The following is a 26,432-nucleotide window of genomic DNA, read 5'->3' on the forward strand; positions in this document are numbered from 1 at the left end:
TACGGGAGACGCGTATGGAAAGCACAGTCATCATATCCGGCATAGCCATTCTCGGCATATTCGTTCTGTATATCGGAATGATGAACCTGGTCTTCGCCCGCAAGCGCTCGCAGAAGGAACAGGTTCGCCGCCGCATGGACCGCCTGCGCGCCGCCATGGAAAAGGCCGACGATATCAGCATCGAGCGTCATCACAGCATGTCTTCCGTACCGTGGCTGCACCGTTTCCTCTCCGCGCAGGAATGGTCACGCAGGTGGGATTCCGTGCGTGAACAGGCGCAGGTGGACGTGAACTTGGGCACGCTGGTGCTCATCGGCGGCGTGGGCGCTGTGGCCATGTGGTTCATCATGCAGCTGGTTACCGATCAGGCGCTGCTCAAGCCCATTCCCTCGCTGCTTTTCGCATACGCTCCCTTCGGCTGGCTGCAGCGGCGCAAGGCAAAGCGCATGGCCCAGTTTCATCGTCAGCTTTCAGACGCCCTCGACCTCATCGCACGCGCCCTCAAGGCAGGCCACGCCTTCACGCAGGGTCTGCGCATGGTGGCGGAAGAAATGCCCGACCCCATCGGTCCTGAATTTTCCAAGACCCTTGATGAAGTGAACTTCGGCATATCCATGGACGTTGCGCTGGCCAACCTCATCAACCGCGTGGACTGCCCCGATCTCAAGTTCTTCGTCGTCTCCGTGAACATTCAGCGCGAAACGGGCGGCAACCTTTCGGAAATCGTGGGCAACATAGCCCGGCTGGTGCGTGAACGCTTCAAGTTCAACGGCCGTGTGCGCACCCTTGCAGCAGAAGGCAAGCTCACCGCCTATGTGCTCTTTGCCCTGCCCTTTGCCGTGGGCATAGTCATCAACTTCATCAACTCCGACTACATGAGCCTGCTCTACACCACGCCTGAAGGCAAATTCATGCTCACCAACGCGCTTATACAGATGGGCCTCGGCGCAGTGTTCCTGAAGAAGCTCATCACCATCAAGGTGTAGGAGACGCACATGGACATGCAGACATACGCACCGTTCATCGCCGCAGGGCTTGCATCCGCCGCCATCATGCTGTTCGTTTCCGCCATCATGCGGATGACGGCAGACAGGGGCCGCGTGCGCAAAATGCACCAGCGCATTGCCAACAACCCGCCGGAAGCGCAGGCGTCCTCGCGCGGCCTGCTCGGCAACGTGGTAGCCAAGGCCGCAGCCAGCGCAGACCGCATAGGCGAGCACCTTTCTCCCACCAAGAAGGAAGAGCTGGAAGAGGCCAACCTTTCCATGGTCCGCGCCGGTCTCAAAAACCCTGCCCGTGCCAACCGCATTTACTGGGGCGTGAAGGGCGGCCTCATGCTCGTCGGTCTTCTGGGTGCATCGTTCGTGTGCTTTGTGCTGCGGCTTCCTGTTCCGCCGGCGCTCATGGCGCTCATGTTCATCGTTCCCATGGTGCTGGGCATGTACATCCCCAACATCTGGCTGCAGATGCGCACCTCGGCCCGCCGCACCGCCATCACCAATTCGCTTCCCGATGCACTCGACCTGCTGGTGGTGTGCGTGGAATCCGGCATGGGCCTTGATCAGGCGCTGAGCCGCATCGCCCGCGAAATGGCCGCCACAAATCCCGAACTTGCGGGCGAACTGAATACGGTCATTCTCGAACTGCGTGCAGGCAAAACCCGCACTGACGCTCTCAAGAACCTTGCCCGCCGCGTGGGAATAGATGACATGAACAGCCTCGTCACCCTTATCGTGCAGGCAGACACCTTCGGCACCAGCATCGCCACCACCCTGCGCGTCTACTCGGACCACATGCGCACCACGCGCTATCAGCGGGCCGAGGAAATAGCCGCCAAGCTTCCGGTCAAGATGCTCTTTCCGCTCATTTTCTTCATTCTGCCCGCGCTGTTCGTGACCATTATGGGTCCTGCGGGAATCCAGCTCATGCGCGTGTTTGCAAACATGTAGGCACCCGCCAAAGAAAGGAATTCAGGAGGTATACACCATGAAGCGCACCGCTACCGCATCCCTCGCCGCCACCGTCGTGCTTGCAGCACTGCTGGGCGGGTGCATGGGCTCCAATCAGGAACAGGGCGCGTCCATGTCGCTCATGGAACGCTACCACAGCGGACAATCCCTCATCGGAAACGACCGCACCCTGACTGCCGGGCCGGAACAGCAGAACCTGACCAAGGAACAGTCCGATGCGCGTGAAAGCTTCATGCGCGGTCTTGCCTACGCCAATCAGGGCAGACAGGAACTGGCCCTTGAGCAGTATTCCCGTGCTGCCATGCTCGACCCCAACCTCATGCAGGCACGCTACCAGCGCGGTCTTCTGCTGCTGGAAAAGAATCTGCCCGCACCGGCCCTTGAAGAATTCAAGGCCGTCATGCAGATCAGCCCCGACTATGCCCCCGGCTATGCCTCCGCAGGGCGTGTGTACTTTTTGAACGGCCTGTATCCCGAAGCGGAAAAGCTTTTTGACAAGGCGCTGCAAATAGATCCCGAACTGCTGGACGCCTACGACCATCTGGGAGCCATTCACAACTACAACAAGGAATATGAAAAGGCGCTGGGCACCTTCCAGAAGGCGCTCATGATCAACCCCAACGCCTCGTATCTCTACAACAACCTCGGGCTTGCCTATTCCATGCTCGGCCGCGATGCCGACGCGGTGGAAGCCTTCCGCAAGGCCGTGATGCAGGGTGCGCCCTCTTCCAAGGCATACAACAACATGGGTCTTGCCCTGTGCCGCCTCGGCAAATACCGCGAAGGGCTGGAAGCCTTCCGCGCCGCCAGCGGCGAGGCTGCGGGCTGGAACAACCTCGGCTACTTCTTCTTCCTCGACGGACAGTACACCCGCGCCATCAAGAGCTTTGAAAAGGCCATAGAACTGGAACCCACCTATTACGAACGCGCAGCGGAAAACCTGAAGCGCGCCCGCCTTGCCGCCCAGTTCGCGGATAATTCGGACGCATCGCAGGCACGCCCCTACTCGCAGGACGATCTGTTTGCCCCGCGCCCGCCCACGGTTCCGTCTTCCACGTATCCGCTGATGCCTCCTCAGATCGTTCCTACGTCCGCTCCGGTTTCCGGTCCGTCTTCTTCCGTACATGAACAGAACCTCACCGAACCGGGTATGGTGCAGCTCGCCCCGCCGGTTCGCAGACCTGCAGTTTCCGCCACTGCTTCCGGCACGGCGTCAGCCGCACCCGTTGAGGCTCTGGCCCCGGTGCAGGACGTTGTAGAAAAGGCCGCCTCTTCCGCCAATGGCATTGCCTATGCCCTGCACGTCAGCTCTTTCCGTACCCGTGCGGCAGCCGAGGCTGATGCAGCCAAACTCCATAAGCGCGACCTGAACGCCCGCGTGGTCAGCGTGCATATTCCCGGAAAGGGCGAGTGGTACCGTGTGCTGGTAAACTCTTTTGCCTCTGCGCAGGAAGCCCGCAACGCCCTTGCCGCACTGCAGGCCGCTCATACGGATTTTGCCGATACCCGCGTGGTGAACGCCGCTTCCTTCACCGGTACCGTACAGGATGCCGCCCCCGTAGTGCAGACCGCCGACCGGAACGAGGCAGCCACGACACTGCCCATTACTGCTGATGCTGCCCCTGCTGCCCCTGCTACAAAGACACCGGCCGTTACCTCTGAGGCAGCCAACACCGCGACAGCAGGCAATATTTCAGACGCTGCCGCCGCAACGGCTGACACCGGCTCCGGCGACAACCCGATACAGGCCGTGGCCCATGTTCCCGCCCCCCAGGGTAACGTGGATTCCATGCGCGTCCCCACAGCCTTCATGCTTCAGCCTTAAAGGAGATGCCCCATGCAACGATTCCGCAGCTCAGAAAACGGCATGGCCGCGATAGAAATAGCCCTGATTCTGCCCGTGCTGGCCATGATCCTCTACGTGCTGGTGGAAGGGGCCAACACCTTGCACGACTATTCAACCATTTCGGAAGCAAGCCGCTCTGCCGCACGGCAGGTGGTCATTTCCGGTGACACGTCCATTGCCCCGTCCATTGTGAACGCCGTGGTTACGGAATTGCCCGTCAACGCGCTCACCACCACGGCGGTGCTGAGCGACGGCGGCAAAACCGTAACAGTGGAGGTCCGCTATGCCTACCACTCGTTCTTTGCCGCGAACCAGCAGGCGGAGGGTCCTCTGCCTTCCCTCTACACCCTTACGGCACGGACAACCATGCCCATCCCCTAAACGAGGAGTTCAACCATGAAAGGATTGCACACCATTCTGCGGCGATTCTACCGCGACGAACACGGGGGAACGGCGACCATTATTGCGGTACTCATTCCGGTCATTCTCGGTATCTCCGCTCTGGCACTGGATTCTGCCCTGCTGTATACCTCGCACTCGCGCCTTCAGGCAGCCACAGACGCCGCTGCTCTCGCGGGCAGCCTTGAGCTGCCCTACGACCCCGACATGACGCTGGGCAAGGTGGCTTTGGCCGCCACGGATTACCTGAACCGCAACTACGCAGAAGCGCAGGTGGATTCCATCGCCCCCGGCCCGCTTTCCCGCTCGGTGCAGGTAAACACCAAGGTTACCGTGCCGCTGTTGCTCATGCCCATACTCGGCATAAACGACAAGACCATCAAAGCCACGGCAACGGCAGGCTTCAACAAGCTTGAGGTGGTTTTCGTCATCGACAACTCGGGTTCCATGAAGGGTACGCCCATAAACGAAACCAACGCCGCCGCGAGCAAGCTGGTCAACCTCATCATGCCCGACGGCCTGAAGACCTCCGTAAAGGCCGGCCTTGTTCCCTTCCGCGGCAAGGTACACATTCCCTCTGGTGTGGACGGCCTGGCAGACGGCTGCCGTAATGCGGACGGCACGCTCAGCCCCGACCTGAACGATGAATACTACAAGACAACCTACCGTTATCCCCGCGATTCCAGACTGCGTGTGGACATGGACACCTGTGATGTCATTCCCCGCACGCAGGGACTCACGGACGACAAGGCCGTGATCCTTACCGCCATTTCCAAGCAGAACGGGCTTGGCAGCGGTTCCGGCACAATCATATCCGAAGGCCTGAAGTGGGGACGCCACGTGCTGACCAAGGATGCGCCGTATACCGAAGCATCCGATGATCCGGAAATGCGCAAGATCATCATCCTGCTCACAGACGGCGACACTGAAGACGGCAAATGCGGCGGCAACTACGCCATAAGCTACACCCCCAACAACTACTGGACCAACGCCTTTTACGGCATGCTGGACATGAACTCCCACTGCGAGAACAGCGGCAAGCTCAACCAGTATTCGCTTGACGAGGCTGCGGCAGCCAAGGCGGCAGGGATAGAGATCTTCACCATCCGCTTCGGCGTGTCGGACAGCGTGGACGTGGACCTCATGAAGACTATGGCGTCCTCTTCTCCCGGCACCACAGACCATTATTTCGACGCCCCGTCTGCCTATGACATAGACGATGTGTTCATGCGCATCGGACGTCAGCTCGGCTGGCGGCTTCTCAACTGACCGGAGGTAGCGACATGACAACCATACACACAACCGAAACAGCACATGCTCTCAGCCCGCTGCATCAGGCCAGACGCCTGCTGCGTGGTGACAGAGGCATAAGCACCATGGAATTCGCACTGGCCCTTCCCGTTCTGCTGGTGTTCGTCTTCGGACTTGTTGAAATGGGCTACATGTTCTTCACCTCGGCCTCCATGGACAAGGCCGCACAGGTCGGGGCGCGTGTTGCCGTTACCGGTACAGGTGCAGACGACGGAACCCGCATGGCCCTCATCGAGAACAAGGTGATGACCGCGCTGGCAACCTTTGCCGACAAGGGCACCATCTCCATGGAGGTGAACAGCTTCCCCCAGTCGTCCCCCGGCAGCATCACAAGCGGTGCAGGCGGCCCCTGCGACATCGTTGAAGTGAACGTGAACTATGAATACGCCCCCATCACGCCCATTGTCGGCGCCATCATAGGCTCCTCCATCAAGGTTCACGGCACGGACAGAATGGTGAACGAGCCGTGGCGGGTTTGCGAGTAACACTATAGCCGGTTGTCCCCGAAGGCTGGAATTGCTATGATGCACCAGGCACATGATCCCTGCGACATTATCCCACGTCAATCGGGCACGCAGGCCGGTTTTCCCGCACAGTTCCAAATGGAAGCAACGGAGCATGCGAACAGGGAACTGCGCTGCGTCCCCAAGGAACACCCCATGGGAACCCGCTTCAGCCTTCTTGTGGTTTCCGACGCCGAAGAACTCGCGCGTTCGCTTTCCTCCCTGCTCTCCGGTGCCGGGTTCGACCCTGCATATACGCTTGTGGATTCCCCCATAGAACTGAGCCGCGCTCTGGCTGAAGAGCCGTGGGACGTGGTGGTTGCAGCAGCGGATTGCCCCGGTCTGCCATGGGAAGACGTGCTCGCCCTTGCCCGTGCCGTGCGCGAAACCATGTCTGTGGTGCTTATTGTGCCTGATGCGGCTCCCGGCCTTGCGCGCGAGGCCATAGCAGCCGGTGTGGACGATGTGCTGGCTCCGGAAGACTGGCGCACGGCAGCCGCTTTTTCCCGCATTCTGCGCGAAGGCGTCCGCCGCCGCGAGCTCTCACGCCTGTGGGACAAGCTGCGCAGCGAAGAACGCAAATACCGCGGCATGATTGACAACTCCGTGCTCGGCATTTTCCAGTGCCGTCCGTGGGGCGAAATAATCAATGCCAACCCCTCGTTTGCGCGCATCTTCGGCTATGCCAACCCTGCCATCATGCTGCGCGAATATGCGCGCAACAAGACCCGGCTCGATATTCCGGCAGACGACAGAGAGCGCCTGCTCGCCCAGATTCAGACCAGCAGGCTGGTTTCCGGCTTCGAGACCCAGGCCTTCAGGCAGGACGGTTCCTCCTTCTGGATATCCGTGAATGCCCGCCCCGTGCTCGGCGAATCAGACGAGATTGCCGCCATTGAAGGCACGGTGGAAGACATCACCGACCGCAAGACCATGGAACTGCTGATCATCCGCGCCAAGCAGGAGTGGGAGAAGACCTTCGACAACGTGCCGGACGTCATTGCCATTCTCGATCACGACATGCGCCTGCGCAGGGCCAACCGTGCGCTTTCGGAAAGACTGGGCGTGCACCCGCGCGACATCATCGGCCGCCCCTGTCAGGATGTGCTCAACCTGCCGGAAGCCTGCACCCTGAACGGAACGGGCGAAGGCGATGAAAGCGGCCGCCAATCCGAAGAATTGTATATTCCCGCACTGAACGGCACCTTCCTTGTCACCTTCTCTCCCTTCTTCCTGAACGGCGACGAGCAGAGCAATGCTGCGGGCACGGTCATGGTGGCGCACGAAATTTCCCGCCGCAAACAGCTTGAAGGCCAGCTGCGCCAGAGTCACAAGATGGAAGCCATCGGCACCCTTGCGGGGGGCATTGCCCACGACTTCAACAACATCCTCGGCGTGATGATGGGCTACACGGAAATGAACCTTGATGAAGTGGAGCGCGGCACCCGCCTGCACCGCAGGCTCGGTGAGGTGCTTTCCGCCGGACGCAGGGCCCGCGATCTGGTGCACCAGATACTCACCTTCAGCCGTCAGGAAGAACTCGACCTGCAACCGCTGCAGTTCTCCACCGTGGTGAAGGAAACGGTGAAGCTCATGCGGGCCTCGCTGCCTTCCAACATCCGGATTCATACCGACATAGCAGATTCCGACGGAACCATTTATGCCAACCTGAGCCAGATGCAGCAGGTGCTCATGAACCTGTGCACCAATGCCGCCCACGCCATGCGCGATTCCGGCGGTGTCATGCAGGTCATGCTCAGCCGCAGAACGCTGGAATCACCGGCGGCAGAGGACTTTGCGAAGCTGGCCCCCGGTGAATACATGCAGCTTTCCGTCACCGATACGGGCTACGGCATTGCACCTGAAATAATGGAAAATATTTTCGACCCCTTTTTCACCACCAAGAAACCGGATGAAGGAACGGGCATGGGGCTTGCCCTCGTTCACGGCATCGTCAGCGCGCACGACGGTGCCATAACCGTTCGCAGCACTCCGGAAGAAGGCACCCGCTTCGATATACTCATTCCCGTGGCCAACGCCTTTCCCGTCCACGAATCCAAAATGGTTTCCCACTCCCCTACGGGGCGCGGCAGGGCTCTGGTGGTTGATGATGAGGCCGCCCTTGCAGAGGTGGTGGGCGAGATGGTGCAACGGCTCGGCTATGAGACCGATGTTTTTTCCGACAGCGGCAACGCGCTGCAGCATTTTCTCTCTGATCCGCAGGCATTCACCCTGCTGATTACCGACCAGACCATGCCGGGGCTCACCGGCGGCGAACTTGCCCGCATAGTGCTCAAGCACAGGCCGGATATGCCCGTCATTCTCTGCACGGGCTACAGCGAGCAACTTTCACCGGACGATGCCAAGACCCTCGGCATACAGCAGTACCTGCTCAAACCCGTATTACGGGATGATCTGAACAAAGCCCTCAAGACCATCGCGGGCGGGGATGAATAATCCGGATTCTGACTTGACAGAAACCCTTCTTATTAATATTGATTACCATCATCAAATAAGGAGATTATCCCATGCAGGAAAAAATACTCAAGGTTCTCAAGGAAGCAGACAAGCCACTTCGCCCCGGCGACATTGCCACCGCCCTTGGCGTGGACAGCAAAGAACTGACCAAGCCCATGAAAGAGCTCAAGGATTCCGGAAAGATACACTCTCCCAAGCGTTGCTTTTACGCTGCAAGCTAAGACCAAACAGCCTTACAAGACTCCTCCATACTCCTCCAGAAAAGCCCGTTGAGCTGTTGCTCAGACGGGCTTTTTCTCATTGTGCTTTCTCATCTTTTTTGTGATACAATTACCTATAGCTATTCCCAATTCGCATGGAAGTATTACATTCGAAAATAGAACATCCACTTCGTCATAGAAAAGTGGGGGAGGTGCCCTTGAGACGATCAGTCATCATCCAGTTACTTCTGTTCGTGGTTCTCGGCCTGCTGGTTCAGGGGGCTTTTTTCTATTCCTACGTATCCTACGACCTGATGGCATTTTCCAATCATCAGGCTGAGAAGACGCGCACCAACGTCTACAATGAAGAAAAATACTCCCTGCAGGACATGGTGCAGATGGCATACAGCGTTGTGGATGATTTCCATGCCCGCTCGCAGGATGTGGAAACCCTGAAACAACTCAAGGCCAAAGAACTGCGCATTGTCATAGACGGCCTTGAAAGTCAGATCAAAGCCTACCTCAAGGAAAATGACTATCTTCCGCGTGAAGACAAGGAAGCGGGCATAAAGTCGCTTGTACGCAGCATGCGCTTCAGCGACGGCAACTATGTCTGGATCAATGACATGCACCCCACCATGATAATGCACCCCATTGCCACGCAATTGGACGGCAAAGACCTATCCGAAACCAAAGACCCGCACGGCAAGCGCCTGTTCATGGAGATGGTGAAGGTCTGCAAGGCAAACGGCGAGGGCATGGTGGACTACATGTGGGCCAAGCCGGGAGAAACCGAAGCCAAGCCCAAGGTTTCCTATGTGCGCCTCATTCCTGAACTCGGCTGGATAATCGGAACCGGCGCATGGATCGAAGACATTACTGCCTCGCTGCAGAAGCAGGCACTGGAACAGATAAGCAAAATCCGAGTATCCAACGGCAACTATTTCTGGATTCACAACACCGACAACATGATGGTCATGCATCCCATCAGCCTCAAGCTTGTGGGTACGTCCATAGTCGGAATTAAGGACGCCAAGGGCAAGTCGCTCTTCGCAGAAATGACGGAAGTGGCCACCCGGGACGGAGAAGGCACCGTATCCTATTACTGGGCAAAGCCCGGTCAGCAGGGCGATTTCCCCAAGCTGTCCTACATCAAGCTGTTCAAGCCATGGAACTGGATCATCGGTATGGGCGTATACATGGATGAAGTTGACGCCCAGATTCTCGGCGAACAGCAGGCGTTCACAGACTCCATCTTCGGCGTCATGAACCGCACCCTGCTCTTCGGCAGCATCATCGTGCTCATCGTGGTGGCGACGCTGGTATTCTTCATCCGCAACACCCTGCGCACCCCCATGAACAAGCTGGTGCAGTATGCCGATGACGTTGCCTCCGGACGTCTTGACGCCAGCATCGACGGCAAGTTCAAGGGCGAGATACTCAAGCTCAAGGATGCCATTCACGCCATGGTGCAGAGCCTGAAGGCCAAGATGGGCGAGGCCGAGCAGAAGAGCCATGAAGCTGCAGAGGAAGCCGAAAGGGCAAAGCAGGCCATGGCAGAAGCTGATGAGGCCCGCAAGAAGGCGGAAACCGCCAAGCAGGAAGGCATGCTTTCTGCGGCGGGCATACTGGACGAGATTGTTCTCTCCATATCCGCCGCCTCTGAAGAGCTTTCCGTTCAGGCCATTGAAATCAATCAGAGCTCGGACACCCAGCGTGGACGCATAGGTGAAACGGCCACCGCCATGGAAGAGATGAACGCAACCATTCTTGAAGTTGCAGGCAGCTCGGGCAATGCCGCTGAAAATGCCGATTCCACCCGGGAGCATGCAGAACATGGCGAAGAAACCGTTCAAAAATCGGTTAAGGCCATTGAGCATGTCCAGCAGCTCGCCGAAGAACTGAAGACGAACATGGGCCAGCTGTCTCACCGTGCGGATTCCATCGGCCAGATCATGACCGTGATATCCGACATTGCGGACCAGACCAACCTGCTCGCCCTGAACGCGGCCATTGAAGCCGCAAGAGCGGGCGAGGCCGGACGAGGCTTTGCAGTGGTGGCCGACGAAGTGCGCAAGCTTGCAGAAAAGACCATGACAGCCACCAAGGAAGTGGGCGAGGCCATACACGCCATCCAGCAGGCAGCCGCCCAGAACAACAAGAGCGTGGACGCAGCAGCCGAAGCCATTGATCAGGCTACCACACTGGTCGTTGCCTCGGGTGAGGCACTGCTGGAAATAGTGCGCCTGTCCGAAACCTCAGCGGACCAGATACGCAGCATTGCAACGGCAGCAGAAGAACAGTCTGCCGCAAGCGAAGAGATAACCCACGCCCTTGAAGAGGTGAACGCTCTCTCGGGCCTCATTGCGGAAGGCATAGGACAGAGCACCCTTGCCCAGCAGGAGCTGGCCTCGCAGTCAGCACGGCTGAAGCAGCTCATAGACAAGATCAAGCAGGAAAACAGGCTCGATAAGAAGTAATAAACGAACCAGACAGAAAAGGCCGCGCGGCATGCCGCGCGGCCTTTTCTGCGTGCAGTACTCCGCAGGCTCTCTACTCTACGGCAACGGCGTTCAAAGCCAGCCCCGCAGGAAAAACAAGCCCCAGCCTTGCGGCCTCAAAGCGGCTGTACATAAGCACCCCGTCCTCCACTGCCAGAGGAATGGAAACGCTACGCTCACCCGCGAGCAGACGACGGGCCAGATTTCCGGCCGCGCGCCCCTGCTCTTCACCCACATGCACAAGCCCTGCTGCGAGCTTTCCCCGGCCTATACTGAAATCCCACAGCCCAAAGCTGGGAACGGGGGAATGCTGCGCGGTCCACTGCACCATGTCCTCATCATTGCAGCAACCACTTTCCGCACCCTCCAGCCGCTGTGAAAGTCCCACAAAAATAAGATCGTAGCCGTTTTCTCCGGCTGTCTGCACAGCATCCTTCCATTCTTCAACGGTTGCAACCTGCCGCAGATCGGCCCTGATGCCTAAAAGTTCCTTGGAAGCTCCGTCGTGAAAGACATCACCGGCGATAAGATTGGAAGTCTCGCTGACATCGAACAGAAACAGCACCCGCCGTATGGGAAAGGGGCATATCTTGCGGGCCACACTTACGGACTGAAAAAGCAAAGGACGCTCCATCAGTCCGGCAACATGGGGATGACCATAAAGGCTGTATTCGCGGGGATTGTTGTTCAGCCCCAGAAAAACAATGGGAACCGCTGTGGCGAGCAGGTCGGGAGCAAGCAGGCGCGCGGCATTATCATCTCCCAGAACCACGAGGTCCGGTTTGTATTCTCTGAACACCGCCAGAGCCTCGGCTGCGCGTCGGGAAAACTGTTCCGCAGGAATACGCTTGGTATCCATCTCGAAGGTCCTGATTTCGTGATCAGAAGCCAGCACTTCACGCAGACCACGCAGGTAGCTCGCATCCCAGCTAAACCCCTGATGATAGCTTTCAATAACCAGCACTTTGCCCGCGCAAGCCTGCCGGGCAGAAGCAAGCAGGACAAAAATAAGGCAGCACGTACACCAGAATCGAAGCATTGACATCTCCTGACCACGAAGTGGCCTGAATTCTACCCTTCCGAAACAACAAAGCAAGCGTTGTCGCGTTAGATTCTGCGTCTTCCTGCAAAAAGGCATTTACAAATCAATGCATCACCCCAACATTGTTCAGCAACGCACTTGTATATATTTATCGGGGGACAGGCCTTACCCATGGCAAAAGGGCAGAAAAAAGGGCGCTTACGCGCCCCGGGCTACTAACAACGTCTGTTCTCCATGCCCTGAAAATCATGAATCCGGTTCTGTTTCACAACCGGTAAGCCCGCAAGACAGGGCCGGATGCGGAAAGCCTGCCCAAGCGGGAGACACAGCGATCCGGCTACGCCTTCATCTCCACCCGGACAAAAAGACACTGCCCGCCAGCCCCAAAACAGGCAGGCGGCAGGCCCCCTTTTCAGCTACGGAAGCCGAATCGGGCTATCTGCCCGGCATTTTGGGTAAATCAAGATCGTACTGACGAATCATGTCGTTATGCTCTCTCAGTTTGGCGAACGTGGCAGACTTTCTGAACGAGCTATTCCTGTTGGTCCTGTACAGAACATTCAGATCCCAGATGGTGTCTACGTCATTCCAGTCGGGCAGGCGCAGCACTTCAAGCCCTTTGCGGCGCATATGCTCCATGGTGGGGCGGAAAACATCCGCTTCTCCCCAGACAATACCGTCAAAGACTTCGGGGAAGAAGAATTCGCGCCGGAAGCCGATAAGATAGTAGCCGCCATCGTATGCGGGTCCTATCACGGCTTCCTTCATGTCCAGATCAAGCAGAGCCTTCTGCACCAGTTCCGGCGGAAAATCGGGAATATCGCTGCCCATGAGCACCACGCGGGAAAAACCGTCGGCAAAGGCTTTCTGCATGGCGGCTTTCATCCGTTCGCCCAGATCAGCCCCTTCCTGCGGAAAAAACGCATAATCGTTGCCGAGCCAGTCGCGCAGCTGTACTTCCACGTCGTGGCCTTCCACGGGCAGATAACATATGCGCAATGCGGCCTGCACAGTGGCAAGCCCCTTGAGCAAATCTTCCACAAAGCGCTTGTAAAAATCCGCAGCCACATCATTGCCGATCACTTCACCCAGACGGGTCTTCACCCTGCCCGGTTCCGGATATTTGACGAACAGCAGCACACAGGTATCGTTCATGATTTCCCCTTGTATGCGAGATACCATCTCGAAAGCGTTTGCGCGGGAACCCCCAGCGCGTACAAAGTCCGCAGGCAGACATTGCGCAGCGAACAGTAGACAACTCCCTCGGCATGCCAGCGCCGTGCCGAGGTCCGCACCCGCAGAGGCAACAGGGCTATGGAGTCTCCCCGTTGCCTGATGCGTCGCATGATGTCCACATCTTCCATAATGGGTATGGCGGAATAGCCCCCCAGCAGGCGGAAGTAGGAACTGCGGAAAAATTGAGCCTGATCGCCGTATGGGGTACGGGTCAGACGGTTTCGCAGATCAGCAAGCTTCTCCACGAGATACAGGAATCCGAAGGCGCCATCAATCCCGAGACGAAAGGCACCCGCGCCTCCCCTTTTGCCGGAATCGCCAAGCCTATTCAGCCCGTGTTCCATGGCGGCAAAAGCATCTTCCGGCAATGTGGTGTCTGCATGCAGAAAGAGCAGAATATCGCCCGATGCGGCGTGGGCACCGGCATTCATCTGCCTGGCACGCCCCTGCGGAGCACGAACCCGTATCACATCTTTGTCGGCAAGCGCTGCAAGGGTATCCGCCTGCGGAGCACCATCGCTCACGATGATCTCCACATTCCTGCCACCCGCTCTTTCGCGCACATGGGCGACAAGGCCGTTTATATTCGCAGCTTCATGCCACGCGGGAATAATGACGGAAAAACAGGGCGGATTATACTCCATGAAGCTCCTTGAGGTCTTCGACGCATTGCCGGCACAGCAAACACCTGCATAAGGTATCTGCATAATGGAAGGTACTCCCAACCAGCCCGGCGCACAAGCCCTGCGTGACAACCTTCTTCCAAACAGGTACAGTCGCAACGCGTGCCTGGCACGCTGATTATCGATATATTCTGCAGGAGCATCATGAGCAAAGTCCGTCCCCTTCCCGCGATCAAGTTGCGCACCCTATTAGACCCCGCCCGCATCAGCTGCGACGACAGCCACGGCATTCCCCGCAAGCCGACCAAACGCTCGCCGCAGCCCCGCGCGCTGGAAGCGCTGGAGCTTGCACTTTCCATCCATAACAACGGCTACAACGTCTATCTTGCCGGTGGACCGAGCCTCGGACGCAATTACATGCTGCAGGAATTTCTGCGTCCGCGTGCCGAAAAGCGCCCCACGCCGCCTGACCTGATTTACGTGAACAACTTTGAGGATCAGGATTCGCCCACCCTCATAGAACTGCCCGCCGGTCAGGGCCGCAAGCTCAAGAACGAACTGGCGCAGGCCATATCCAAGCTGCGCAAGGAACTGCCCGCCCGCTTCGAAAACGATGCGTACATCAAAAAGCGCAACATCATCATGGACCGTTTTCAGGACGAGCGCGACAAGCTCTTTCAGGAAATGGATCAGGTCGCGGTGAGTGAAGGCTTTAACATGGACCTTGATGAAACAGGCTCCATGACCCTGTATCCGCTCATCGAGGGCAAGCGTCTTTCCGAAGAGGAATTCGAGCGTCTTGACACCGACCTGCGGCAGACGCTCAAGGTAAAGGGAGACAAGCTGCTGCAGGTGATGTCTGCGCTCATGCGCAAAATGTCCACTGCGGAACAGGCATTGCGGACGGATGAACGCTCTCTTGATCAGGATCTTGCGCGCGAAGCGCTGCAGGAAATGCTCATCCCCGTGACGGATAAATTTCTCAAAGCCTGTGAAAGCGAAGATCTGGCAGCCTTCTTCACTGCCATGCAGAACGATATTCTGGAGAGTCTGGACCAGTTCGTACAGCGGGAATCGTCCCCCTCCGGCGGGGCTCCCGGCTCGGCAGAGAGCTTTCTCTCCGCGCTGCCGCAGGAAGACATTACCGCCCGCTACGAAATCAACCTCTTCGTGGACCACTCCGAAACCAAGGGGGCTCCCATCGTGGTGGACGACCACCCCACGGTTGCCAACCTGCTCGGCTGCATCGAGCGCGTTTCGGAAATGGGCGCTCTGGTCACGGATTACACCCTGATCAAGTCCGGCTCCATCCATCAGGCCAACGGCGGCTTTCTGGTCATGCACATCGAGGACCTGCTTTCGCAGACCGGTGCGTGGGAAGGCCTTATGCGCGCCCTGCGTTCAGGCATTGCCCGCATAGAGGACGCCGGAGATTCCGAGACCACCAAGACCAAGGGCATAGAGCCGGAACCGATGATGCTTGACCTGCGGGTCATTCTCATCGGGCCGGAAGATATTTACGAGCACCTGCTGCAGAGCGACGACCGCTTCCCCAAGCTGTTCAAGCTCAAGGCGCACATGAGCGAATCCATGCCCCGCAACGCGGACGGCATACGCATCTATCTGCAGCGCCTTGCAGGCATTATTGACGACTGCGACCTTCTGCCCTTCTCCCGCGACGGACTGGCAAGCATCATCGACTACAGCTCTCGCATCATAGAGGACCAGAAAAAGCTTTCGCTGCGCTTCCCCCACATCCGCGAACTGATGGTGGAATCAGACGCATATGCGCGCATGAAAAAACGCACCGTGGTGGATGCGGAAACAGTGCACGATGCTCTGGTGGCCCGCTATTACCGCAACAACCTGTACGAAGAAATGTTCATGGAAGATTACGACCGTGAACTGATAAAGGTGCAGACTTCCGGCACGGCCGTGGGCCGCGTGAACGGCCTTGCGGTGAGCTTCTACGGCGATTTCGAGTTCGGTCTGCCGCACCAGATTTCCTGCACCGTGGGTGTGGGGCATGGCGGCATCATCGACCTTGAACGCGAAGCAGAGCTTGGCGGCCCCATTCACACCAAGGCCATGATGATTCTGAAGAGCTACCTGCTCGGCATGTTCGCCCAGAACAAGCCCATTGTCATGACCGGCTCGCTCTATTTCGAGCAGAGCTACGCGGGCATTGAAGGCGACTCTGCGTCCGGCGCAGAACTTGCGGCGCTGCTTTCCGCCCTGTCAGGCCTGCCGCTGTCGCAGTCTCTCGCCTTTACGGGTGCTGTGTCGCAGACCGGACAGATCATGGCCGTGGGCGGCGTAACGCGCAAGATTGAAGGCTTCTTCGATGTGTGCCAGCGCAGAGGGCTTACCGGCGAGCAGGGCGTGCTGCTGCCCTATGACAACGTAGACCAGCTCATGCTCAAGAAGGAAGTCGTGGCCGCGGTGGAGGAAGGCAAGTTTGCCATCTACCCCATCCGCCACATAACCGAAGCCATGGAACTGCTGACCGGACAGACTGCGGGCAACCGCCGCAAGGACGGTACCTTCACCAAGGGCTCCATCTTCGACAAGGTGGACAGACGCCTCACGGAGCTGGGCAAGCTGGCCGAGCGGGCATACAAATCCAAGCGATAGCTGCACGGTCCGGCAGAGACAACCAGAGTTCCCGTCCGGCGGGACGCAACGACATACGGAGGCATTGTGATCGATACAGGCACCCTCGCCGGCATAGGTGTGCTGGCTGCGGCGGTTATTGTGGCACGGTATCCTCTTCGCTCGCTTCCTCCCGCCGTAACCTGCCCGCTGTGTACCCGCCCCATGGGGCCGGTACGCCACCTGCAGGGGGGCCTGTTCATTCTCATGCTGGCAACCTATTTGCTCGTGCTTTCCGTGCTGGACCTGCCGCCGCTCGATTACGCCACCGGTGATGCATGGCGGCATGTCTTCTCAAGGGCGGACATACTCACCTGCATAGTGCTCTGCTTCATCGGCACACGCGAGGTGACAACCCCGCATCATGATTATGTCTGCAAGAAGTGCCGCGCCACGTGGCGCATGCAGGAAGGCGAGCTGCTTGGCACGCACAACAGCTTCACCGGCTTTTATCACTTCTTCCCGTTCTAGAAGCCGCACAGACAAATACAAAGGCCCCGCCGTCACACAGACAGCGGGGCCTTTTCTCTTTTCAATCAGCTGCGGCTAGCGCACACCAAGCTCCGCACGGTGCAGCGGCACACCGGTTTTCTTTGTGGGCTTCTTGCCCGCGCCGGTCAGGAACACACGGGGGGCGAGTGCCGGGTCAAGCTGCAGCACGGCGGCCTGTACGGCCTTGGCTCTGGCTGCGGCAAGCTCCGTCAGGGTTTGCGGAGTCACCGTGGTCAGCGACCGGAGGAAGGCCTCCATATCTGCCACAGGTACTTCCTTGAACCCGAAAACACCGGCCGGTCTGGGGTCGTTTTCCATCTCCGGCACGTCCTTATAAGCATCAGTCAGATACTCGGCGTATTCCTCAGGCGTAACCTGCACATCTTCCACCGCAACGGCAGCGCGCTCGCGGCGGGACATATCCGCATACTTGGCGGCCTGAACCCTGCGACGCACGCTCAGTTCCACAAGACCGGCGGCATCGGCCTGCGGGTCTACAAAGCCGCTTATCTCAAGCTTGAGCGAAGACTTCTTGTTCATGAAGTCCACCACGCCCTTCAGATTCTGCAACTGCCCTTCCGTCAGACGATCGGAACCGGCCTCGAACACGGAGAACTGGGCATCGTCACCGCCACCGCCCACAATATTGCCGATAAGGGCAAAGGGCGAGGTAACCACCTTGAAAATAAGGTTCACAAACGCCTTGAACACTATGCCACCCGTAAGGAAGTGCGGGTCATCCAGCCTGCCTTTGATGGGCAGGTCTATCTCCACGTTGCCGCTGGAGTCAGACAGCAGGGCCAGCCCCAGCTTGATGGGAATGCTGGGTGCATCGGGACGCTTGTCTTTATCCCCCATGACAAGCTGCTCAAGAAACAGTTTATTGTTTGCACTCAGAATCCAGTTTTCCGTCTTTACCTTCACGTCCGCGTACAGGCGTCCCTTTTCAATGGGATAGGCCACGCTGCGCAGTGAATAGGGAGAAAGCGGCACGAGATCCACACCATTCAGCGTAAAGGTAACATCTGAATACATGGGAGAGATGATGGGGTTTGCCACTCCCTTGAGTGCCAGCGTCTGGTTGTCCAGCTTGGCGGTGATATCCAGTGCCGGACGGGCATCCGGCGCCAGTGAGATACCGTCAAGACGGGCATTCAGTTCCGTCAGGGCCGTGACAAAGGCGGGGGCCACGCTTCTGTCGGTGAACCGGAGCGCCCCGTTGTTCACCCGCACGCGGTCTATGCGCACATCCCGGAAAGGAAGAACGGAGGCGTATCCTGCCTCTACAGTGTCAGCCGGAGCAACTGCGGTCGGAGCAGCTGCGGCCGGAGTATCCGCAGTATTGGCAGGCGTTGTTTCTGCGGACGTGGATGGCACGACCGCGGAGCTGCCTGCTGCGTCCGTGACATTTGTGGCCGGAGTGTTTGCAAGCGGAGTATCCGTTACAGGGGTGCCTACTCCAGAAGTGTCTGCTCCAGATTTTTCCGGAGCAGATTTCTCCGGGGCCGGTGTGTCTTGGACAGAAGAATCTGCAGCCTTTGTTTCAACAGTCCTGCCGGAATTCTTTCCGGCCTCCGCGCCTGTGTCACCGGCAGTCCCCTTGTTAACGGCACCGGCTGTGCCTTCCTGCCCGTTCCGCCCCCGCCTGTCACTGGGAACAGCCGACGCGGAGGGATGCATCAGACGGGCAAAGTTGAACACGCCATCCTTGTCCACCAAGGCATTTGCCTGCAAGTTATCAAGGGCTATCTCTTCCACATACAATTTGGAATCGCTGGTTGAAATGTCAAAATTCTGCACGGAAAAACGATCGAAACTCGCCACCGGAGACGAGTCCGCGACATCCTTCAGCGACAGGCCGTCGATGCGCAGCGATCCCTTGGATACTACCTGCAAAGGCTCGGCAGCCAGTCCTTCGGCCCCTTCCGGAGCCTGCGCCTGCAGCCGCACATGCTTTTGCATATCTGTATTCAGCACGCCGCCGGCAAGCAGCATGCCCGTATACTCGCCCACATAAGGATCAAGCACGGCAAGGGGTACATTGTCATGCCGCACGCGCACCTGCATGTCGAACGGATCGGGACGCACCGTTCCATCCACCCGCACCCTGCCCGGCTTGATGCGGTTATTGCGTCCGCCGCCACCGATATACGCGGAGTAGCTCACGGGAACCGGCTTACCGAGATCGGTGGAGGCATCGCGAACCGTCAGTTCCATATTCGAGACAACCACCCCGCCCCGATTGGAGAGGGTGCGGTCCACAAACCGCAACTTGCCGTTTTCTATGCTGAACTCGCCGAGTGCGGCTGTCCACGGCTGTGAATCCCTGCCATGCGTGGCAATTTCGTCACCACTTGCAGGGCGGCCGGTTTCACCTCCGGCAAACAGATTCACAAGATCAAGACCATCCTTGTAGCGGATGAGGCGCACTTCAGGACCGGTGAGCTTCACCAGATCAACCGTGACATTTCTGGCTGCCAGATCGAGCTTGCCGCCCTGCACCTGCAAAGATGCCAGCTCGATGGAAGGGGTACGGTTGCCGTCCTTTCGCATGGCAAGACCGCTCAGAGCAGCAGCCATGCCTTCAAGCTGAACAACAGGCTCATTGCCGTCCATGGTGACAAGTGCATGCAGTGCGGCTTCCAGCGTTCCCCTGTCTATCTTCATGGGCTGGACAGATTCCAGATACGCAGCATACACCGGCAGTTCCACACCGCCCACGCCCACATCCAACGCCGCTTTGAGCGGAACCAGCGAGGCGCTGCCCTTCACCGAAAGATATTCCTTGTCACCGATCTTGAGAGAAATTCCCGTTTTGGCATTCTTGCGGCTGGATAAATTGGTCAGTGTCAGGTTGATGGGCTTAATCTGACGGGAAAACCCGACGGTATCGTCCTTCCAGCTGACACGACCATCCCGTATGGCAATCTGTTTTGCCTCTATGACATAGGGGGCAAAGGGAAGCACAAATGCCTTCTTCTTCGGAGCTGCAGCGGAAGCGGCTTGCGTCCCATTGCCTGTCACGGCCTGTACGGACTTGCCCTTCGTTACGTCCTTCTTTGCCCCTTTCGTTGCAGACACTGCGTTACCCGCCGCGTTTTTCTTGGCAGGGGCCTTGCCAACAGACTTGCCAATGGGCTTGTCACCAGCAAAATACGACTGCCAGTTGAGCACGCCGTCCGCATTGCGCACCGCCTTCACATACGGCCCTGCAAGCGTGACATCGCGCAGGGTAACGGTCTGGTCGAACAGGGAGAACTCTTCAACATCCACGGAAAGGGACGAGAATCCTGCCGCGTCCTTCATGTCCGGCGTGGCAACAGCCACATTCGACAGGGCAAGCTGGCCGGACACCTTCATCTGCATCGTCTTTTCTTCGGGCCTGCTGAAGGTCAGCAACACCTTGGTGGCCACGGAACCGGAAGCAAGATGCAGAGGAATATTACCCGGCACATATTCCCAGTAGCGGGCAAGATCTATCCCTGCGGTCTCAAAGGTAAACTCGGTTACCATTGTCTTGTCGAAAGGCTTGGTCTTGCCGAAAAGTTCCACAGGCTCACCGTTTACCAGCGCCTTGAGAGAGGGCTCCACATACTCTTCGGCATCGCCGCCCAGAGATGATGTCAGCGGTACGGCAAAATCCAGCTGGCTCACGACATGCGTGGCTTTATGCGGCAGGTCGTGAAAGGTCACGGTGCCGTTGGTGATCAGCAGATTATCCACACGGAAGGGAAACACGGACGAGTCCTCTTCTTCAGTGCCATTGGTGGAGCCGGAAGCCGGAATGAGATCGGAAATGGAAAACTGCCCGTCACCAAGAAAGGCGATTTCCACCGAAGGCTGCACAAGATTGAGGTGCGCCAGGACGGGAGCAAACTTGAAGACCGACAACGGATGCAGGCGCACGTCCAGCCGTTTGAACGAGGCCATATTGCCGTCGCCGTCCTTTTTGGCAATGGCCAGATCTTCCACCACCACGCCGAAGGTAACCGGATTCACACGCACCTTTCCGACAGTTGCATTGCGTTGCAGCAGAGCGGAGAGATTATTCTCCGTCACCGTCCTCAAGACAGGGCCTGCCACAAAAAAGCCCCCGACCAGATATACGGCGAACAACGCTCCGCAAATCAATACAATTCTACGGGTACGCCTGCCCAGTTTGGTCCAGTATGCTGTCAGCTCTTTCATGCGAATCTCCATTACTTCCGAATTAGCGACGTGCCGATGTCAGATTTCTGCCTCCGTTATCGCACTTGTCATTATGCATACCCTATTGCGTCAGAATTATCCATAAAGTGACTGCACTTGGATGAAGAGTAACAACGCAGACATGGCGTGAATTCTGCATACAACAAGCTGTGATACTCTTTTTTGCCGGGAGGCCGCCATGAAAAACGCCATACGAGCAACCGCAGCGCCGCTGCATATCGTCGTGGTTCACAACACCACGCAGCAGGACATTACCGCCACATTATCCTGTATAACCGAAGGGGCAGGATATCCCAACACCGTATCTGTTGTGGATATTGCCGGAGATGCGCCCTCCCGCGCATTTCTGCACTCGGCATATGAGGCAGGCATCGTCCGGAATCTCGTCACGGTGCTCACACCCCAGCCCCCGGCTGTGCCTGTTCTGCAGATACTGGGTACTGTCGAAGCACCGTACGCATTTGTGATGCATTCCGGCATGCTGTTCCACACATCCGGCTGGCTTGCGGATATGCTCGGCTCCATGCTGAACAGCAGAGCCCCTGCCCTTGCCTGCTTTGCTGCGGCCAAGGAAAATGGAACGGATGCTGCCACCGCGCCCCGATGCGAGGCCGTGGTAAGCCCCAACGCGCTTTCCTCCATGCTCTGTGATGCAGGTGCTGCCGTGCTGGCAACCCGCCACGCGCTGGAACGGCTGGACATTTTTTCCCTGCGCGGTCTTACTGGGTTGTCGCCGGACACCCTGCACAGTGCAGACATTGCGGCGCGGGAAACGCGGCGGCAGGCTGTGCAGAATCTGCAATAATAAAAGCCCGGACCATACGGTCCGGGCTTTCGTTTTCTCTATGCCGAAGGCGGCTATTTGCTGCCATTCCCCATCATCTTTTCGCTGCTCTCGGCAACGGACGAACGGGAAAGCACCAGCTTGGAACCGGGGGGCACATCGTGCGTCACCCACACGTTACCGCCTATGATGGAGCCGGACCCGATGGTCACACGGCCCAGCACGGTGGCCCCTGCGTATACGCGCACGTTGTCTTCCAGAATGGGGTGGCGGGCAATGCCCTTGACCAGCTTGCCTTCCGCATCCTTGGGGAAAGAAAGCGCACCGAGCGTAACCCCCTGATACAGGCGGCACGAGCGGCCGATGATGCAGGTTTCACCCACCACCACGCCGGTGCCGTGGTCGATGAAGAAATCTTCGCCGATGGTTGCGCCGGGGTGGATATCTATACCGGTTTTGGAATGGGCCATTTCACTCATGATACGCGGAATGATGGGGACATCGAGCTTGTACAGCTCATGCGCGATACGGTGATGAATCATGGCCGTGATGGACGGATAGCAGAAGATGGTTTCGCCCGGGCTCTTGGCTGCGGGGTCCCCTTCAAAGGCGGCACCCACATCCGTGCTGAGCATGCGGCGAATCTCCGGCAGGCGCTTCAGAAACCGCATGGCGGTATCATGAGAGTGCAAATCGCAGTTGGTACAATCGTTGGCATATTCGGCGCAGATGAAACACCCGCCGCGACGAATCTGTTCCGCGAGCAAGCGGTAGATGGAATCGAGGTTGGCGGAAAGGTGATAGCGCATGGATTTGAGCACCACGCGGGCCGGGCCATAGTACCCCGGAAAGAGCGCAGCCTTCAGGCGTTCCATGATCTCGGCCAGCGCCTCGGCAGAGGGCATGGGCGCGCCATGGAGCGACTGATGGTACACGGATTCGTAAGATTCCGGCGCGCAGAGCTGATCCACAACCTCTTCGAGTTCAGGCATGCCCTGCAATTCTTCCGGTGCGAAACTGATCTTCTTCATGAATCTGTCCTTGGTATGCATATTCCTGCCGTCATCAGGCGGCAGGATCGGTAAACAGTGCTGTGGAGAGATAGCGCTCTCCGGTGTCGCAGACAATGAACACGATGCGCTTGCCCTTGTTCTCCGGCCTTCTGGCCACTTCTATGGCAGCATGGGCAATGGCACCGGAAGAGATGCCGCAGAGTATGCCCTCTTCCTTAATCAGGCGGCGGGCCATGACAAGCGCCTGTTCGTTGGTCACGCGGAACACTTCGTCAAAGGAATCGAGCTTGAGCACCTCAGGCACAAAACCGGCACCTATGCCCTGAATGGCATGCGGACCGGGCTGGCCGCCGGAAAGCACGGGAGAAGCCGCAGGCTCAACAGCCACACGGTGCACCTTGGGGTTCAGCTCCTTCAGCCTGCCGCCCGCACCGGTAATCGTGCCGCCGGAGCCCACACCGGCCACAAAGACATCCACGGAGCCGTCCGTATCCTGCCATATTTCCTCGGCAGTGGTCAGGCGGTGAATCTCCGGGTTGGCGGGGTTGCAGAACTGCTGCGGCATGAAGGCATTGGGGGTCTCCGCCACAAGACGCTCGGCCTCGCGCACCGCACCGGACATGCCCTGTGCAGCGGGCGTGAGCACCAGCGTTGCCCCGAAACCGCGCAGCAGCGCCTTGCGCTCGTTGCTCATGGATTCCGGCATGGTCAGAATGAGCTTATAGCCCTTCACCGCGCATACAAAGGCAAGGCCAAGCCCCGTGTTCCCGCTGGTGGGTTCCACAATGATGGAATCCTTGTTGATCAGACCGGCCTTTTCGGCAGCGACGATCATGTTCAGACCGATGCGGTCCTTAACGGAACTGCAGGGGTTGAAGTACTCAAGCTTGGCGACCACTTCGGCCTGACAACCTTCCGCTACGCGGTTCAACCGCACCAGCGGGGTACGGCCGATCAGGTCCAGCATAGAATGCGCTATGTTCATGGCAATCTCCTTGTACGACGGGCCTTGTCCTGAAATCCGGCACAGACCGGACTTCCGCTCCGCACCGTATGCTCTTTCACGCATAAAGAAAAGGGCCGGACTCCCATGCCCGGCCCCAACGCTCTTATTGTCGTGGTGGCCGCAATCAGCAGCCACACGCGGGCTTTTCGCCCTTGGGTTCCATCCCTTCGCGGAAGGGAGAAATCTCGCGCAGGCGATTGATGATGGGCGGCACTTCCCTGAGCACAAGATCAACATCCGCATCGGTATTGAACCGGCTGAGGCTGAAACGGATAGAACCGTGCGCATAGGTGAAAGGCACGCCCATGGCACGCAGCACGTGCGACGGCTCAAGGCTGCCGGAGGTGCATGCGGAACCGGAGCTGGCGCAGATGCCGTGGCCGTCCATGAGCAGCAGAATGGCTTCGCCTTCCACATACTTGAAAGCAATGGACGAGGTGTTGGGCAGGCGGCTTGTGATGTCGCCGTTTACCAGCGAATCCGGCACGGCGGCGAGCAGTCCGGCTTCCAGACGGTCGCGCAGTGCCTTCACGCGGGTGCGTTCCTCTTCCATGTTCACAGTTGCCAGTTCACAGGCCTTGCCCAGCGCCACAATGGAGGCGGCGTTTTCCGTACCCGCACGGCGGCCGCGTTCCTGATGCCCGCCGCGCATGAACGGACGGAACGGCGTACCCTTGCGCACGTACAGAGCACCAATACCCTTGGGCGCATGCAGCTTGTGGCCGGAAAGGGCCAGATAATCCACGGGCAGGCTGGAAACATCTATGGGCAGCTTGCCCACAACCTGCACCGCATCCGTATGCATCTGCACGCCGCGTTCCTTCACGATGGCGGCGATCTCATCCATGGGGAAGACCACGCCCGTTTCGTTGTTGGCATACATGATGGAAACCAGCGCGGTATCTTTGCGGATGGCATCGCGCAGCTCGTCGAGATCAAGCTGGCCCTTGGCATTTACGCCAAGGTAGGTGGCTTCATACCCGCGCTTTTCCAGATGCTGCACCAGATTGAGCACAGCGGGGTGCTCAACACGGGTGGTGATGATGTGCTTTTTGTCGGGCTGGGAATTGAGTGCGGACCAGATGGCCGTGTTGTCGCTCTCGGTGCCGCAGGCGGTAAAGAGAATTTCATCGGGGCGCGCACCGAGGGAGGCGGCCACCTGCTCACGGGCCTTCACCAGATGCTGGCCAACCTGTCCGCCGAAGCGGTGCATGCTCGAAGGATTGCCGTACAATTCCGTAAGGAACGGCATCATGGCTTCCAGCACGGCCGGGTCTATCTGCGTGGTGGCGTTGTTATCGAGATATACCGGCTTCATGAGTTCACCTCCACCACGGAAATCTCAGGCTCCACATATTCGCGCAGGGTGCGCTCCACAAATCCCTTCAGGGTCAGCTGGCTGGACGGGCAGCTCGTGCACATGCCACGCAGGGCCACCTTGACCGTGTGACCGTCGATATCCACCAGCTCGATATCTCCACCATCCTTCTGCAGGCTCGGGCGAATCTCTTCTTCAAGGGTCTTCACCACAAGCTGCATGCGCTGCACGTTGGTCAGCGCCTTGGGCTTGGCTTCAGGTACTTCGCAGGCGGCTTCCTTGCCCAGCGCCTGATCAAGCAGGTGCTGAATGGCGGGAATGCAGTCGCCGCAACCGCCGCCGGCCTTGGTGAAGTGGGTCACTTCTTCCACGGTGGTCAGGTTGTTGTCGCGTATGGCACGCAGAATAAGCTCATCAGTCACACCAAAGCACTTGCAGACAAGTTCGCCCTCGTGTTCGTGCTGCTCCACTTCTTCGCCGCGCCAGTTCTTGATGGCAGCCTCAAGTGCCTCCTGTCCCATGACGGAACAGTGCATCTTCTGCTGCGGCAGGCCGCCCAGAAATTCGGCGATTTCCTTGTTGGTGATCTTCTCTGCCTCGGCCACGGTTCTGCCCTTGAGCATCTCCGTCAGCGCAGATGACGATGCGATGGCGCTGGCACACCCGAAGGTCTGAAATTTGGCGTCAACGATACGTTCGTCGGCATCAATCTTGAGGTAGAGCTTCAGAGCATCGCCGCAGGCAAGGCTGCCCACTTCGCCGATGGCGTTCGCGTCTTCCAGTTCGCCCACGTTACGCGGGTTGAGAAAATGCTCGCGAACTTTGTCAGTATATTCCCACATGAGTATG

The 26,432-nt window shown here is 58.3% G+C and carries 20 protein-coding genes; 12 read left to right on the top strand and 8 right to left on the bottom strand.

Annotated features, from left to right (window positions below):
• Positions 1 to 14: 14 nt before the first annotated feature.
• The 9 genes from HUV30_RS02480 (at position 15) to HUV30_RS02520 (ending at position 11,187) form a co-directional block, all read left to right on the top strand.
• Positions 15 to 986 carry a type II secretion system F family protein gene (locus HUV30_RS02480; protein ID WP_174403805.1) on the top strand — a complete coding sequence of 324 codons (972 nt, stop codon included), beginning with the start codon at positions 15 to 17 and terminating at the stop codon, positions 984 to 986.
• A gap of 9 nt (positions 987 to 995) precedes the next feature.
• The gene (locus HUV30_RS02485; RefSeq protein WP_174403806.1) at positions 996 to 1,949 is read left to right on the top strand and encodes a type II secretion system F family protein; all 954 of its coding nucleotides are present in this window, start codon (positions 996 to 998) and stop codon (positions 1,947 to 1,949) included.
• Positions 1,950 to 1,986: 37 nt separating this feature from the next.
• Positions 1,987 to 3,795, top strand: a complete 1,809-nt coding sequence (locus HUV30_RS02490; protein WP_174403807.1) for a tetratricopeptide repeat protein — start codon at positions 1,987 to 1,989, stop codon at positions 3,793 to 3,795.
• Between the two features lie 12 nt (positions 3,796 to 3,807).
• Positions 3,808 to 4,197, top strand: coding sequence for a TadE/TadG family type IV pilus assembly protein (locus HUV30_RS02495; protein WP_174403808.1), 390 nt, complete (start codon positions 3,808 to 3,810; stop codon positions 4,195 to 4,197).
• Between the two features lie 15 nt (positions 4,198 to 4,212).
• Positions 4,213 to 5,484, top strand: coding sequence for a vWA domain-containing protein (locus HUV30_RS02500; RefSeq protein WP_174403809.1), 1,272 nt, complete (start codon positions 4,213 to 4,215; stop codon positions 5,482 to 5,484).
• A 14-nt stretch (positions 5,485 to 5,498) separates the two neighbouring features.
• Positions 5,499 to 6,011: a TadE/TadG family type IV pilus assembly protein gene (locus tag HUV30_RS02505; protein ID WP_243452038.1), complete on the top strand. Its 513-nt coding sequence runs from the start codon at positions 5,499 to 5,501 to the stop codon at positions 6,009 to 6,011.
• Positions 6,012 to 6,047: 36 nt separating this feature from the next.
• Entirely contained in the window at positions 6,048 to 8,486 is a 2,439-nt protein-coding gene (locus HUV30_RS02510; protein WP_243452039.1) for a PAS domain S-box protein, read from the top strand.
• Positions 8,487 to 8,557: 71 nt separating this feature from the next.
• Entirely contained in the window at positions 8,558 to 8,728 is a 171-nt protein-coding gene (locus HUV30_RS02515; RefSeq protein ID WP_174403810.1) for an HTH domain-containing protein, read from the top strand.
• A gap of 197 nt (positions 8,729 to 8,925) precedes the next feature.
• Positions 8,926 to 11,187, top strand: coding sequence for a methyl-accepting chemotaxis protein (locus tag HUV30_RS02520; RefSeq protein ID WP_174403811.1), 2,262 nt, complete (start codon positions 8,926 to 8,928; stop codon positions 11,185 to 11,187).
• Positions 11,188 to 11,260: 73 nt separating this feature from the next.
• On the opposite strand, the gene HUV30_RS02525 is transcribed toward HUV30_RS02520, so the two are convergent.
• From HUV30_RS02525 to HUV30_RS02535, 3 genes are all read right to left on the bottom strand, one after another.
• The gene (locus HUV30_RS02525) at positions 11,261 to 12,247 is read right to left on the bottom strand and encodes an ABC transporter substrate-binding protein (protein WP_174403812.1); all 987 of its coding nucleotides are present in this window, start codon (positions 12,245 to 12,247) and stop codon (positions 11,261 to 11,263) included.
• A 438-nt stretch (positions 12,248 to 12,685) separates the two neighbouring features.
• A complete protein-coding gene (locus tag HUV30_RS02530; protein ID WP_174403813.1) occupies positions 12,686 to 13,405 on the bottom strand; it encodes a TIGR04282 family arsenosugar biosynthesis glycosyltransferase in 720 nt (239 codons plus the stop codon).
• Positions 13,402 to 14,130 (bottom strand): TIGR04283 family arsenosugar biosynthesis glycosyltransferase, encoded by a 729-nt coding sequence (locus tag HUV30_RS02535; RefSeq protein ID WP_174403814.1) that lies wholly within the window; start codon positions 14,128 to 14,130, stop codon positions 13,402 to 13,404. The genes HUV30_RS02530 and HUV30_RS02535 overlap by 4 nt, the downstream gene beginning before the upstream one ends.
• Before the next feature lie 183 nt (positions 14,131 to 14,313).
• Here HUV30_RS02535 and HUV30_RS02540 point away from each other — a divergent pair, with 183 nt between their 5' ends.
• The gene (locus HUV30_RS02540) at positions 14,314 to 16,743 is read left to right on the top strand and encodes a Lon protease family protein (RefSeq protein ID WP_174403815.1); all 2,430 of its coding nucleotides are present in this window, start codon (positions 14,314 to 14,316) and stop codon (positions 16,741 to 16,743) included.
• Between the two features lie 66 nt (positions 16,744 to 16,809).
• Positions 16,810 to 17,232: a hypothetical protein gene (locus tag HUV30_RS02545; RefSeq protein WP_174403816.1), complete on the top strand. Its 423-nt coding sequence runs from the start codon at positions 16,810 to 16,812 to the stop codon at positions 17,230 to 17,232.
• Between the two features lie 75 nt (positions 17,233 to 17,307).
• Here the strand turns inward: HUV30_RS02545 and HUV30_RS02550 are convergent, their stop codons facing one another.
• Positions 17,308 to 21,441, bottom strand: coding sequence for a DUF748 domain-containing protein (locus HUV30_RS02550; protein WP_174403817.1), 4,134 nt, complete (start codon positions 21,439 to 21,441; stop codon positions 17,308 to 17,310).
• A 199-nt stretch (positions 21,442 to 21,640) separates the two neighbouring features.
• Between HUV30_RS02550 and HUV30_RS02555 the strand changes: the two genes are divergently transcribed.
• A complete protein-coding gene (locus HUV30_RS02555) occupies positions 21,641 to 22,267 on the top strand; it encodes a hypothetical protein (RefSeq protein ID WP_174403818.1) in 627 nt (208 codons plus the stop codon).
• Between the two features lie 53 nt (positions 22,268 to 22,320).
• On the opposite strand, the gene epsC is transcribed toward HUV30_RS02555, so the two are convergent.
• From epsC to nifU, 4 genes are all read right to left on the bottom strand, one after another.
• Complete coding sequence (gene epsC, locus HUV30_RS02560) at positions 22,321 to 23,277, bottom strand: serine O-acetyltransferase EpsC (RefSeq protein WP_174403819.1); 957 nt, start codon at positions 23,275 to 23,277, stop codon at positions 22,321 to 22,323.
• A gap of 34 nt (positions 23,278 to 23,311) precedes the next feature.
• Positions 23,312 to 24,244, bottom strand: coding sequence for a cysteine synthase A (gene cysK / locus HUV30_RS02565; RefSeq protein ID WP_174403820.1), 933 nt, complete (start codon positions 24,242 to 24,244; stop codon positions 23,312 to 23,314).
• A gap of 145 nt (positions 24,245 to 24,389) precedes the next feature.
• A complete protein-coding gene (gene nifS, locus HUV30_RS02570) occupies positions 24,390 to 25,583 on the bottom strand; it encodes a cysteine desulfurase NifS (protein WP_174403821.1) in 1,194 nt (397 codons plus the stop codon).
• Entirely contained in the window at positions 25,580 to 26,425 is an 846-nt protein-coding gene (nifU, locus tag HUV30_RS02575; protein WP_174403822.1) for a Fe-S cluster assembly protein NifU, read from the bottom strand. Before nifU ends, nifS begins: the two co-directional genes overlap by 4 nt.
• Between the last annotated feature and the right edge of the window lie 7 nt (positions 26,426 to 26,432).

It is taken from the genome of Desulfovibrio subterraneus (assembly GCF_013340285.1).
GTDB lineage: Bacteria > Desulfobacterota > Desulfovibrionia > Desulfovibrionales > Desulfovibrionaceae > Halodesulfovibrio > Halodesulfovibrio subterraneus.

Excerpts from the sequence above, each read along its gene's own strand:
- HUV30_RS02480 (WP_174403805.1), top strand. The coding sequence starts at position 15 with ATGGAAAGCACAGTCATCATATCCGGCATAGCCATTCTCGGCATATTC.
- HUV30_RS02485 (WP_174403806.1), top strand. The coding sequence starts at position 996 with ATGGACATGCAGACATACGCACCGTTCATCGCCGCAGGGCTTGCATCC.
- HUV30_RS02490 (WP_174403807.1), top strand. The coding sequence starts at position 1,987 with ATGAAGCGCACCGCTACCGCATCCCTCGCCGCCACCGTCGTGCTTGCA.
- HUV30_RS02495 (WP_174403808.1), top strand. The coding sequence starts at position 3,808 with ATGCAACGATTCCGCAGCTCAGAAAACGGCATGGCCGCGATAGAAATA.
- HUV30_RS02500 (WP_174403809.1), top strand. The coding sequence starts at position 4,213 with ATGAAAGGATTGCACACCATTCTGCGGCGATTCTACCGCGACGAACAC.
- HUV30_RS02505 (WP_243452038.1), top strand. The coding sequence starts at position 5,499 with ATGACAACCATACACACAACCGAAACAGCACATGCTCTCAGCCCGCTG.
- HUV30_RS02510 (WP_243452039.1), top strand. The coding sequence starts at position 6,048 with ATGATGCACCAGGCACATGATCCCTGCGACATTATCCCACGTCAATCG.
- HUV30_RS02515 (WP_174403810.1), top strand. The coding sequence starts at position 8,558 with ATGCAGGAAAAAATACTCAAGGTTCTCAAGGAAGCAGACAAGCCACTT.
- HUV30_RS02525 (WP_174403812.1), bottom strand. The coding sequence starts at position 12,247 with ATGCTTCGATTCTGGTGTACGTGCTGCCTTATTTTTGTCCTGCTTGCT.
- HUV30_RS02530 (WP_174403813.1), bottom strand. The coding sequence starts at position 13,405 with ATGAACGATACCTGTGTGCTGCTGTTCGTCAAATATCCGGAACCGGGC.
- HUV30_RS02535 (WP_174403814.1), bottom strand. The coding sequence starts at position 14,130 with ATGGAGTATAATCCGCCCTGTTTTTCCGTCATTATTCCCGCGTGGCAT.
- HUV30_RS02540 (WP_174403815.1), top strand. The coding sequence starts at position 14,314 with ATGAGCAAAGTCCGTCCCCTTCCCGCGATCAAGTTGCGCACCCTATTA.
- HUV30_RS02550 (WP_174403817.1), bottom strand. The coding sequence starts at position 21,441 with ATGAAAGAGCTGACAGCATACTGGACCAAACTGGGCAGGCGTACCCGT.
- HUV30_RS02555 (WP_174403818.1), top strand. The coding sequence starts at position 21,641 with ATGAAAAACGCCATACGAGCAACCGCAGCGCCGCTGCATATCGTCGTG.
- epsC (WP_174403819.1), bottom strand. The coding sequence starts at position 23,277 with ATGAAGAAGATCAGTTTCGCACCGGAAGAATTGCAGGGCATGCCTGAA.
- cysK (WP_174403820.1), bottom strand. The coding sequence starts at position 24,244 with ATGAACATAGCGCATTCTATGCTGGACCTGATCGGCCGTACCCCGCTG.
- nifS (WP_174403821.1), bottom strand. The coding sequence starts at position 25,583 with ATGAAGCCGGTATATCTCGATAACAACGCCACCACGCAGATAGACCCG.
- nifU (WP_174403822.1), bottom strand. The coding sequence starts at position 26,425 with ATGTGGGAATATACTGACAAAGTTCGCGAGCATTTTCTCAACCCGCGT.